At 68.4% G+C, this 12,239-nt stretch carries 7 protein-coding genes; 6 read left to right on the forward strand and 1 reads right to left on the reverse strand.

All coding sequences use genetic code 11. From position 1 onward, the window contains the following. From glgP to V7067_RS10870, 6 genes are all read left to right on the forward strand, one after another. A partial coding sequence (glgP, locus tag V7067_RS10845) for a glycogen/starch/alpha-glucan family phosphorylase (protein WP_334175917.1) occupies positions 1 to 1,391 on the forward strand: 1,391 nt, incomplete at its 5' end. A 12-nt stretch (positions 1,392 to 1,403) separates the two neighbouring features. Then, complete coding sequence (gene glgB, locus V7067_RS10850; RefSeq protein ID WP_334175918.1) at positions 1,404 to 3,656, forward strand: 1,4-alpha-glucan branching protein GlgB; 2,253 nt, start codon at positions 1,404 to 1,406, stop codon at positions 3,654 to 3,656. A 234-nt stretch (positions 3,657 to 3,890) separates the two neighbouring features. After that, the gene (gene glgC, locus V7067_RS10855; protein WP_334175919.1) at positions 3,891 to 5,159 is read left to right on the forward strand and encodes a glucose-1-phosphate adenylyltransferase; all 1,269 of its coding nucleotides are present in this window, start codon (positions 3,891 to 3,893) and stop codon (positions 5,157 to 5,159) included. A 165-nt stretch (positions 5,160 to 5,324) separates the two neighbouring features. Beyond that, on the forward strand, positions 5,325 to 6,800 hold the full coding sequence (gene glgA / locus V7067_RS10860; RefSeq protein WP_334175920.1) for a glycogen synthase GlgA: 1,476 nt from the start codon (positions 5,325 to 5,327) through the stop codon (positions 6,798 to 6,800). Continuing rightward, positions 6,797 to 11,113 carry a glycogen debranching protein GlgX gene (gene glgX, locus V7067_RS10865; RefSeq protein WP_334175921.1) on the forward strand — a complete coding sequence of 1,439 codons (4,317 nt, stop codon included), beginning with the start codon at positions 6,797 to 6,799 and terminating at the stop codon, positions 11,111 to 11,113. Before glgA ends, glgX begins: the two co-directional genes overlap by 4 nt. Before the next feature lie 188 nt (positions 11,114 to 11,301). Next, a complete protein-coding gene (locus V7067_RS10870; RefSeq protein WP_334175922.1) occupies positions 11,302 to 11,937 on the forward strand; it encodes a peroxiredoxin in 636 nt (211 codons plus the stop codon). Between the two features lie 129 nt (positions 11,938 to 12,066). Here V7067_RS10870 and V7067_RS10875 read toward each other — a convergent pair. After that, on the reverse strand, positions 12,067 to 12,239 hold a 173-nt coding region (locus V7067_RS10875; RefSeq protein WP_334175923.1), incomplete at its 5' end, for a hypothetical protein.

A 12,239-nucleotide genomic window follows, 5' to 3' on the forward strand; every position in this document is an offset into this window, starting at 1 on the left:
GCACGTTCTCCTACACCAACCACACCCTGCTGCCCGAGGCGCTGGAAAGCTGGCCGGTGCCGCTGATGGAGCGGCTGCTGCCGCGCCACGTGCAGCTGATCTACCTGATGAACGCCCTGCATCTGGACAACGCCCGCCGCATCAACGGCGACGGCGGCTTCCTCGCCTCGGTGTCGCTGATCGACGAGCAGCATGGCCGGCGCGTGCGCATGGGCAATCTCGCCTTCCTCGCCTCGCACCGCGTCAACGGCGTGTCGGCGCTGCACTCCGATCTGATGAAGCAGACGGTGTTCCGCGACTTCAACGCCCTGCAGCCCGGCAAGATCACCAACAAGACCAACGGCATCACCTTCCGCCGCTGGCTCTATCAGGCCAACCCCGGGCTGACGCGCCTCATCGTCGATGCCGTCGGGCCGGATGTGCTGGACGACACCCGCAAGCTGAAGAAGCTGGAAGCCTTTGCCGGCGACGCGGCGTTTCAGGAGAAGTTCGCGGCGGTCAAGCGCGCCAACAAGATCGCGCTCGGCAAGATCATCCGCGAGCAGCTCGGCGTGGCGGTGGACCCGGATGCGCTGTTCGACATCCAGATCAAGCGCATTCACGAATACAAGCGCCAGCTGCTCAACATTCTGGAGACGATCGCGCTCTATGACGCCATCCGCGCCCAGCCGATGCGCGACTGGACCCCGCGCGTGAAGGTGTTCGCCGGCAAGGCGGCGGCGAGCTACCATCAGGCCAAGCTGATCATCAAGCTGATCAACGACGTGGCCAAGATCGTCAACAGCGATCCGACGGTGCGCGGCAAGCTGAAGGTGGTGTTCCTGCCGAACTACAATGTCAGCCTGGCGGAATCGATCATTCCGGCGGCCGACCTGTCGGAACAGATTTCCACCGCCGGCATGGAAGCCTCCGGCACCGGCAACATGAAGCTGTCGCTCAACGGCGCCCTCACCATGGGCACGCTGGACGGCGCCAACGTGGAAATTCTGGAACATGTCGGCGCCGACAACATCTTCATCTTCGGTCTGACGGCTCAGGAAGTCGAAGCCCGGCGGCGTGAAGGTATCGAAGGCCGCGGAGCCATTGCCGCTTCGCCGCAGCTTTCCGAGGTGATCGACGCGGTGGCCTCCGGCGTGTTTTCGCCGGGCGAGAACGAGCGCTTCCACAGCCTGGTGAATGCGCTCCGCCATCACGACTATTTCCTCGTTACGGCGGACTTCGATTCCTACTATGCTACACAACGCAAGGCGGGTTCGCTGTGGCGCGACAAGTCTCAGTGGTGGCGGTCGAGCATTATCAACGTCGCCAACATGGGGTGGTTCTCGTCTGATCGTACCATTGGCGAATACGCCGGGGATATCTGGCATGTACCGGTAAAGCCGGTCGAATAAGGCACTTAAAAAATGCGTGCCGCGTCCGCGTTGAAATTGGCGGCCGGGACAGTCGCAGAGATTGTCTCGGCCCGGCACAGTGACCCGTTCGCTGTTCTCGGCCCCCACGAATGCGATGGAATCCAGGTGATTCGCGCCTTCGTTCCCGGGGCGGAGACAGTGGCGGTGGTCGCTGATGACAAGGAGGGGCGCGGCGCGGTTATTGCCGCGCTCGATATGAGCGATCCGGCGGGCCTGTTCGAAGGCCCGCTGCCGGCGGGAAAGCACATCGGCCGCTACCGCCTGCGGGCCGCCAACGAAGGCGGGGTGTGGGAGTTCTACGACCCCTATGCCTTCGGGCCCGTTCTCGGCCCGCTTGACGATCATCTCCTGATCGAGGGCAGCCACCACCAGCTCTACCAGCGCCTCGGCGCGCAGCTCTGCGTGCATGAGGGCATTGCCGGCGTGTCGTTTGCGGTGTGGGCACCCCACGCCGCGCGCGTCTCGGTGGTGGGCGATTTCAACCGCTGGGACGGGCGCTGCCATCAGATGCGCAAGCGCGTCGACAGCGGTCTGTGGGAAATCTTCGTGCCCGGCATCGGCGAGGGGGCGAACTACAAATACGAGATCTACAGCCGCGACGGCGTGCTGCTGCCGCTGAAGGCCGATCCGTTCGGTTTTGCCGGCGAGCTGCGCCCCTCCACGGCTTCGGTGGTGGCCCGCACCGACGATTTCAGCTGGAGCGATGCCGGTTATCTGGCCGCGCGCGAGGCCGAACACCATCATCGCGCGCCGGTTTCCACCTACGAGGTGCATCTGGGATCGTGGCGGCGGGGCGAGGGCAACCGTTTCCTCACCTATGACGAGCTGGCCGACCAGCTCATTCCCTATGCCACCGACATGGGCTTCACCCATCTGGAGCTGCTGCCGGTCTCCGAACATCCGCTGGACGATTCCTGGGGCTACCAGCCGATCGGGCTGTTCGCGCCGACCAGCCGGTTCGGCGACCCGGCGGGCTTCGCCCGCTTCGTCGACCGGGCCCATGCCGCCGGCCTCGGGGTGATTCTGGACTGGGTGCCGGCCCATTTCCCGACCGACATCCACGGGCTCGCCTATTTCGACGGCGCGCCGCTCTACGAGCATCCCGATCCGCGGCGCGGCTTCCACCCCGACTGGAACACCGCGATCTACGACTACGGCCGGCGCGAAGTCGCCAACATGCTGACGGCGAACGCGCTTTACTGGCTGGACCGGTTCCATATCGACGGGCTGCGCGTCGATGCCGTCGCCTCGATGCTCTACCTCAACTACTCGCGGCGCGAGGGCGAGTGGGCCCCCAACCCGGACGGCTCCAACGACAACAAGGATGCCAGCGCCTTCATCCGCACCTTCAACGAACTCGTCTACGGGCTCTATCCGGGCTCGTTCACGGTGGCGGAGGAATCGACCTCGTGGGCGGGCGTGTCGGCCCCCACCTCCGAAGGCGGGCTTGGCTTCGGCTTCAAGTGGAACATGGGGTGGATGCACGACACCCTGGACTACATGAAGCTCGACCCGGTCCATCGCCGCTGGCATCATGACAAGCTGACGTTCGGCATCATGTATGCCTATTCGGAGAACTTCGTGCTGGCGATCAGCCATGACGAGGTGGTGCACGGCAAGTCTTCGCTGCTGCACAAGATGCCGGGCGACGACTGGCAGAAATTTGCCAACCTCCGGGCCTATTACGGGCTGATGTGGGCCTATCCGGGCAAGAAGCTGCTGTTCATGGGACAGGAGTTCGGCCAGCGTGGCGAATGGAACTTCCAGCAGAGCCTCGACTGGCACCTGACGGTCTACGAGCCGCACCAGGGCCTGCAGAAGCTGGTGACCGACCTCAACCACCTCTACCGGACGCTGCCGGCGCTGCATGCGCGCGACTGCGAGCCGGAGGGCTTCCAGTGGATCGTGGTCGACGACCGCGACCAGTCGGTGGCCGCGTGGGTGCGCTATGACGGCACGGGCGGACCGCCGGTGGCGGCCGTGTTCAACTTCACCCCTGTGCCGCGCCACGGCTACCGAATCGGCCTTCCGGCGGCGGGCCTGTGGCGCGAGGTGCTGAACACCGATGCCGGCATCTATGGCGGCTCGGGCATCGGCAACCTCGGCGCGGTGCGGGCGGGATCGGAGCCGAGCCACGGCTTCCCCGCCAGTGCCGAGATCACGCTGCCGCCGCTGGCGGCGGTCTATTTCGCGTTCGCGCCGGACGAAAGCCCGGTGACGGACGGTCCCGCCGACCCGGTCTGAAAGGCCGGTTGATCCCCCGCAAGGCGCCATCGCGCGATCAGTGTTTTGTGGCGGATATAGGGCGCATCTCCGGCGTGCCTTGCGCCGCGCTGCGCACTCCATCCGGCCGGGGACGAAGGCCCCCGGCCGGCCCGATAACCGGCACCGGGCCGCTGCGAGAGTGCACCGGCCGGTCTGCCCGACCGGGCACCAGACCCGGGCCGTGGATGGATAATCTTGAGGAGGGCTCCCGCGATGCCACGTGAAGGGGGAATGAGCGGCCCGATCGCCCGCTCGGCGATGGCCTATGTGCTCGCCGGCGGACGCGGCAGTCGTCTGATGGAGCTGACCGATCGCCGTGCCAAGCCGGCGGTCTATTTCGGCGGCAAATCGCGCATCATCGACTTCGCGCTGTCGAACGCACTCAATTCCGGCGTCCGCCGCATTGGCGTGGCGACGCAGTACAAGGCCCATAGCCTGATCCGCCACCTCAGCCGTGGCTGGAACTTCCTGCGGCCGGAACGCAACGAGAGCTTCGATATTCTGCCGGCCAGCCAGCGTATTTCGGAAGAAAGCTGGTATCTCGGCACGGCGGATGCGGTCTATCAGAATATCGACATCATCGAGGCCCACGATGTTAAGTACATCGTGATTCTGGCCGGCGATCATGTCTATAAGATGGACTATGAGAAGATGCTGCAGCAGCACGTTGAGCAGAAGGCTCAGGTGACTGTGGGCTGCATCGAGGTGCCGCGCGAGGAAGCCCGCGGGTTCGGCGTGATGCACGTCGACGACAATGACCGCATTCTGTCGTTCGTGGAAAAGCCCGCCGATCCGCCGGCCATGCCGGGCAAGCCCGACCGGGCGCTGGCCTCGATGGGCATCTATGTGTTCGAGACCAAGTTCCTGATGGACGAGCTGCGGCGCGATGCGGCCGATGCCACTTCGTCCCATGATTTTGGCAAGGACATCATTCCCTACATCGTGCGCAACGGCGGCGCGGTGGCCCATCCCTTCGACCGTTCGTGCGTGCGCTCCGATTCCGAGATCAGACCTTACTGGCGCGATGTCGGCACGGTGGATGCCTACTGGGAAGCCAACATCGACCTGACCGACGTGGTGCCCGAGCTGGATCTGTTCGACCGCGACTGGCCGATCTGGACCTATGGCGAGATCACGCCGCCGGCGAAGTTCGTCCATGACGAGGACGGGCGGCGCGGTCAGGCCATCTCGTCGCTGGTCTCGGGCGGGTGCATCGTGTCGGGCTCGTCGATCCGCCGCACCATGCTGTCGACGGGCGTGCGCCTCAATTCCTATTCCCGCATCGAGAACGGCGTGATCCTGCCCTATGTCATGGTCGGCCGCGGCGCGCGGCTCACCAATGTCGTCGTCGATGCCGGCGTGCAGATCCCCGAGGGCCTCGTGGTCGGCGAGGATCCGGAGCTCGACGCCAAGCGGTTCCGCCGCTCGGCCAAGGGCATCTGCCTCATTACCCAACCGATGATCGACCGGCTGGTGCTCTGAGGCACCGAGCCGGCCGGCGCCCGCAGGTCCGGCGGCATTGCCGCCGGGCCGGACCGGGTGCATTTCCTGCCGCCATCCCTATCCGGGATCCCTTATCCGGGCCTGCTCTGTTGCGCCTTGCGCGGGCGGGCCGTCCTCTTTCAAGCCGGGGCCCAGTCCGCAGCCATGGTGACGCCTGAAGCCAAGCCGCCGCTTTCCGTTCTCTCGGTCGTCGCGGAGGTGTTTCCTCTCATCAAGACCGGCGGTCTCGCCGACGTGGCGGGTGCGCTGCCGGCAGCGCTGGCCCCGGAAGGGGTGCGCATCGTCACGCTGGTGCCGGGCTATCCGACAGTGATGGCCGCCCTTGAAATGCAGGAGGTGCTGCACACCTTCGCCGACCTGTTCGGCGGCCGGGCCACGCTGCTCGGTGCGCAGGCCGCCGGGCTCGACCTGCTGGTGATCGATGCCCCGCATCTCTACAACCGGCCGGGCAACCCTTATGTCGGCCCCGACGGGCAGGAGTGGGGCGACAACGCCCAGCGCTTTGCCGCCCTCGCCGCGGTCGGCGCCTTCGTCGGTTCGGGCCGGCTGCCGGCCTTCGAGCCCGACGTGGTGCACTGCCACGACTGGCAGGCCGGCCTGACGCCGGCTTACATCACCTATGGCACGGCCCGGCGCACGCCGAGCATCATGACCGTGCACAACCTCGCCTTCCAGGGGCAGTACCCGGCCTCGGTCTTCGCCTCGCTCGGCCTGCCGTCCTATGCGATGAGCGTCGACGGCGTGGAATATTACGGGCAGGTCGGCTTCCTCAAGGCCGGGCTGCGGCTGGCAGACCGCATCACCACGGTCTCGCCCACCTACGCCGCCGAAATCCGCACCCCGGAAAACGGCATGGGCCTCGACGGGCTGCTGCGCGGGCGCGCCGATCTGGTTTCCGGCATTCTGAACGGCATCGACGAGGCGCACTGGGATCCGACGCGCGACCCGCTGCTGGCCCAGCCTTTTTCGGTGGAAGCGCTCGGCCAGCGCGCGGCCAACAAGGCGGCGCTGCAGGGCCGCCTCAATCTGGAGCACGATCCGGGCGCGCTCGTTTTCGGCGTCATCAGCCGGCTGACCTGGCAGAAGGGTCTCGACATGCTGCTCGGCTGCGTCGACACCATCGTGCGCCTCGGCGCGCAGCTGGTGGTGCTGGGCGCGGGCGACGGCTGGATGGAACAGGGCTTCCGCGATGCGGAGCGCCGCCATCCCGGCCGCGTCGGCACGGTGATCGGCTATGACGAGGGGCTCGCGCACCAGATTCAGGCCGGCTGCGACGCGCTGCTGGTGCCTTCGCGGTTCGAGCCCTGCGGCCTGACCCAGCTTTCGGCCATGCGCTATGGCGCGCTGCCGGTCGTCACCCATGTCGGCGGGCTGGCCGACACGGTGATCGATGCCAATGAGGCGGCGCGGAACCGCGGCATCGGCACCGGCGTGGTGTTCTCGCCCGCCACCCGCGACATGCTGGACACCGCCATCATGCGCACCGCGGAGTTGTGGCGCGATCAGGAGTTGTGGCACCAGTTCCAGATCAACGCCATGATGACGGACGTTTCGTGGCGCGGCCCGGCGAAGCACTATGCTGCGCTCTATCGCAGCCTCGCCCGCGCGGAGTGGGCATGACGATGCGCGGGGCGGACGACGCCGGGCGGCTCGCAGCGGAGCCGCTGCGCATCATCGGCCCCGGCCGGCCCGAGCCGCTGGGCGTCAGCCTTGACGGCAACGGCATCAACGTGGCGGTGTTTTCCTCCACCGCCACGGCCGTCACCTTCTGCCTGTTCGACGAGAGCGGCACCGAGGAGCTGGAGCGTATTCCTCTCGCCACGCGCACCGGTTCGGTGTTCCACGCCTTCATCGGCGGCGTCGAGCCCGGACGGCGCTATGGCCTGCGCGCGGACGGCCCGTGGGCGCCGCTGGAAGGCCATCGCTTCAATCCCGCCAAACTGCTGATCGACCCCTATGCGACGCGGCTCGACCGGCCGTTCCGGCTCGATCCGCTGCTGTTCGACATTCCGGCCGGAACGGAGCCGCAGGCCGCGCCGGGTGCCGGCGATACGGCGTGTTTCGTGCCGAAGGCGATCATCGAGGTGCCGCCGCCGCCGGTGCCGCGGCGCCCGGCGCCGGATATCTCGCGGGCCGTGCTCTATGAGCTGCATGTGCGCGGGTTCACCCGCAACCACCCGGACATTCCGCCCGACATCGCCGGCACCTTCGCCGGGCTCGGCCACCCGGCCGCCATCGCGCACCTGAAATCGCTGGGCGTGACGGCGGTGGAGCTGATGCCGGCCACCGCCACCATCGACGAGCGGCACCTGCCGCCGCTCGGCCTCAGCAACTACTGGGGCTATAACCCGGTCAGCTTTCTGGCCCCCGACCCGCGCCTTGCGCCGGGCGGCTTTACCGAGATTCGTGCGGCCGTCGCCGCCCTGCATGCGGCGGGCATCGGCGTCATCCTCGATGTGGTCTTCAACCACACCGGCGAAAGCGACCACTGGGGCCCGACGCTGTCGCTGCGCGGGCTGGACAACACCGGCTATTACCGCCTCGTGCCCGGCTCGCCGCTGCATTATGTCAACGATACCGGCTGCGGCAACACCCTGCCGCTCGACCGCGCACAGGGCCTGAGGCTGACGCTCGATGCCCTGCGCATCTGGGTGGAGCGCACCGGCATCGACGGCTTCCGCTTCGATCTGGCCGTCACCCTCGCCCGGCGCGACAGCGGCTTCGATCCGCAGGCGCCGCTGCTGGCCGCCATCGAGCAGGACCCGGTGCTGCGCCATGTCACGATGATCGCCGAGCCGTGGGATCCCGGTCCGGGCGGGTATCATCTCGGCGCCTTCCCCACCCGCTGGGCGGAGTGGAACGACCGTTACCGCAACGCCGTGCGCCGCTTCTGGCGCGGCGATGCCGGGCTGATCGGCGAACTTGCCACGCGGTTTGCCGGTTCGGCCGATATTTTCGGCGGCCGCGCGCGGCCGGTCGCCGCCTCGATCAATTTCGTCACCGCCCACGACGGCTTCACGCTGGCCGATCTGGTCTCCTATGCCGACAAGCACAACGAGGCCAACGGCGAATTCAACCGCGACGGCACCGACGAGAACTTCTCGTGGAACTACGGCGTGGAAGGGCCGACGGGCGACCATGTCGTCCATGCCGGGCGGCTGGCCGACATGCGCGCCATTCTGGCGACGCTGCTGTTTTCGCGCGGCACGCCGATGCTGTCGATGGGCGATGAGTGCGCCCGCTCGCAGGCCGGCAACAACAATGCCTATGCGCAGGACAACCCGACCTCGTGGTTCGACTGGGCCGGCGCCGACATGGCGCTGGCCGCCTTCACGGCCCGGCTGGTGGCCGCCCGCCTCGCCCACCCGGCCCTGCGCGCCACGCGGCCGCTGACCGGCTCGCCGTGCGATTCCACCGGCATTCCCGATGTGGTGTGGCTGCACCCCGATGGCCGGCCGATGAGCGGGGCCGACTGGTCGGATGCCGCCAACCGCACGCTCATCGCCGCGCTTTATGCCCCGGCCTCGCCGCCGGCCGAAGCCAGCCGCGTGGTGGTGGCGCTGCACGCCGGCCGCCAGCGGCTGGAGGCCTGCCTGCCGCGGCCGCGACCGGGCTTTCGCTGGGCCGTCGTCATCGACACCGCAGAACCGCAGCTCGACGAACCGCGGCCGGCCGCGGCGCGCATCAGCCTTGCCCCGCGCAGCGTCGTGCTGGCGGCGGAGGAGCCGGAGCCCGGCCGCCGTCGCAGCCCGTGCGATCCGGCCGTGCTCGACCGGCTGGCCGGCGCTGCCGGACTTGCCCCTCACTGGTGGGATGTAACCGGCCACCAGCACCGCGTCGGCGACGACACCCGCCGCGCGCTTCTGGCCGCGATGCATCTGCCGGCCGGCAGCACCGGCGAGGCCCGCGACAGCCTTGAACAACTGGTCGCCGGGCGCGAGCTGAGCCCGCTGCCGCCGGTGATCGTGGCCCATGGCGGCGATCAGGCGATGGTGCGGCTCGGCGGGCGGCTGGCGGTTGCCGGTCATTCCTTTGCCCTTGCCATCGAGCGCGAGGACGGCAGCGGCGAAAGCATTGTCGTCACCGCCCATGACGGCGCGCGGCAGTGGCATGACCTGCCGGATGGCCGCCGCGTGCCGGTGCGCACGCTGCTGCTGCCGCCGCAGCCGCTGGGGCACCATGTGGTGCGCCTTGGCGAAGACCCTGCGGTCTGTTGCCCGCTCATCGTCGTGCCGGGCCGCTGCTTCCTGCCGCCGGCGCTGGAAACCGGCAAGCGCCGCTTCGGCATCGCGGCCCATCTCTACACGCTGCGGCGCGGCGCCGATCAGGGCATCGGCGATTTCACCGCCCTCGCCGCCCTGTCGCGCGAGGCTGCCGGCGAAGGTGCGGCCACCATCGGCCTCAACCCGCTGCATGCCCTGTTCCCCGGCGAGCGGGAGCGGGCGAGCCCTTACCACCCCTCCGACCGCCGCTTTCTCGATCCCATCTATATCGATGTCAGTGCGCTGCCCGAGCGCGATGATCCGCGCGTTTCGGCAGCCCTTGCCGCCGCAGACGGGGCTTTTGCCGCGGCGCGCGGCCTGAAGGCGGTGGATTATCCCGGCGTGTGGGCCGCCAAGCGGCGGGTGCTGGAGGCGGCCTTTGCCGCCTTCGAAGCGCGTGCCGGTGCGGCCCCGCACGATCCGCGCGTGCTGGCCTTCGAGCAGTTCCGTGCCGCCCGCGGCGCCGCGCTGCAGCGCTTTGCCACCTTCGAGGCGCTGGCCGAGGCACAGGGAACGCCGTGGTGGCAGACCTGGCCGGCCGATCTTTCCGCGCCCGGCGCCACCGGCGTTGCCCGGTTTGCGGCCCTGAATGCGCGCCGCATCCGCTTTTCGGTCTACATGCAATGGGTGGCCGACCTGCAGCTCGGCCGCGCCGCGGCAGAGGCGAAGGCGGCCGGCCTTTCGATCGGCTTCTACCGCGACCTCGCCGTCGGCACCGCGCCCGACGGTGCGGAGGCGTGGTCGGAGCAGGGCCTGCTGATGAACGGCGTTTCCATCGGCGCCCCGCCCGATCCGTTCTCCACCGAAGGGCAGGTGTGGAGCCTGCCGCCGCCGAACCCGCTGCAGTGGGCGCGCGAGGGCTATCGCAGTTTCACCGATCTCGTCTCCGCCAACATGCGCCATGCCGGCGCGCTGCGCATCGATCACGTCATGGGGCTGACGCGGCTGTTTCTGGTGCCGGACGGCGCCAGCGCGCGTGAGGGGACCTATCTCGCCTATCCGTTCCGCGACCTGCTCGGGCTCGTCTCGCTGGAGAGCCGCAAGGCCGGCTGCCTTGTCGTGGGCGAGGATCTGGGCACCGTGCCGGAGGGCATCGGCGAGGCGCTGCAGAACGCCGGCGTGCTGTCCTACCGGGTGCTGTGGTTCGAGCGGGAGGGGACGGATTTCCGCCCGCCCGCACACTACCCGACCCGCGCCGCGGCCTGCATCTCCACCCACGACCTGCCGACGCTGGCCGGCTGGTGGGCCGGCACCGACATTGCCGAGCGGCTGGCCCTCGGCATGACCGACGAAGCCGGTGCGGCCGCGGCAAGGACGGAGCGCGAAGCGGCGCGCGCCGCCCTGCTGAAGCGCCTCGATGCCGAAGGGCTGATCGAGGATGCGCGCTGGCCGGAACTCGCCGCCAGCGAAGACCTGCCGGTTGCGCTGGCCGCCGCCCTGCACCGCTTCATCGCCCGCACGCCCTCGCTGCTGGCGCTGGTGCAGGCCGACGACCTTTGCGGCGAGACCGATGCCGTGAACCTGCCGGGCACGGTGGATCAGCGGCCGAACTGGCGGCGCAAGCTCTCCCAGCCGGTGGAGCACCTCTTCACCACCCCGCTCGCCCGCGCCATTCTGGAGGCGATGGACGAGCGCAACCCGGCCGCGCCGCCCCCGGCGCCGGAAGGCTGATTTTCTCCTGACCGGGCCGGCCTGGCCGGGTCAGGAGAAATCCGTTCCGGGTGCGGGCCTGCCGGCGGGTCTTTCTGCCCGAACGGCCGGATTGCGGCGGCGGCCGTTGCTCGCCGCACCGCAGCCCGCGGGACTAGACTCCGTTTCATCCCGGCGGCCCGGCCGCCTGCTGAAACGGAGAAGAGTCCATGTCGCTGCGTCTTGGAGATGTCGTGCCGGATTTCACGGCCGAAACGACCATCGGTCCGGTTTCGTTCCATGAATGGCTTGGCAATTCGTGGGGCATCCTGTTTTCGCACCCGCGGGACTTCACGCCCGTCTGCACCACCGAACTCGGATCGGTGGCGCGGCTGAAGCCGGCGTTCGACAGCCGCAACGTGAAGGTCATCGGCCTGTCGGTGGATGGCCTCGGCAACCACGAGCGCTGGGCGCAGGACATTCTGGAGACCACCGGCGCAGCGCTGAACTTCCCGCTCATCGCCGACAGCGACCACAAGGTGGCCACGCTCTATGACATGATCCACCCGAACGCGAACGAGACGGCGACGGTGCGCTCGGTGTTCGTCATCGGACCGGACAAGAAGCTCAGGCTGTCCCTCACCTACCCGGCCTCCACCGGCCGCAATTTCGAGGAAATCCTGCGCGTGGTGGATTCGCTGCAGCTGACCGCGCACCACTCGGTCGCCACCCCGGCCGACTGGAAGCCCGGCGAAGACGTGATCATCGTGCCCTCGCTGTCCGACGAGGCGGCGAAGGAGAAGTTTCCGCAGGGCTGGAAGGCGCTGAAGCCCTATCTTCGTTTCGTGGCCCAGCCCGGCAAATGACGCGGACCGGCAGGGCGGCGGGCTGACTGCGGCCGCAGGGCCCGCCGCCCTGCCGGATGCCGGAAAAAAGCCCCGGCCGGGAGACCCGCCGGGGCTTTCGCCGTTCTCAGGCCGCCGTGGCAGCCGGGATCAGACATCCACCTTGAGGGCGGCAATGAACGCTTCCTGCGGAATGTCCACCTTGCCGAACTGGCGCATCTTGCGCTTGCCCTCTTTCTGCTTGTCGAGCAGCTTGCGCTTGCGGGTGATGTCGCCGCCATAGCACTTGGCGGTCACGTCCTTGCGCAGCGCGCGGATGGTTT

The sequence above is a fragment of the Pseudoxanthobacter sp. genome (assembly GCF_036822375.1).
Lineage (GTDB): Bacteria > Pseudomonadota > Alphaproteobacteria > Rhizobiales > Segnochrobactraceae > Pseudoxanthobacter.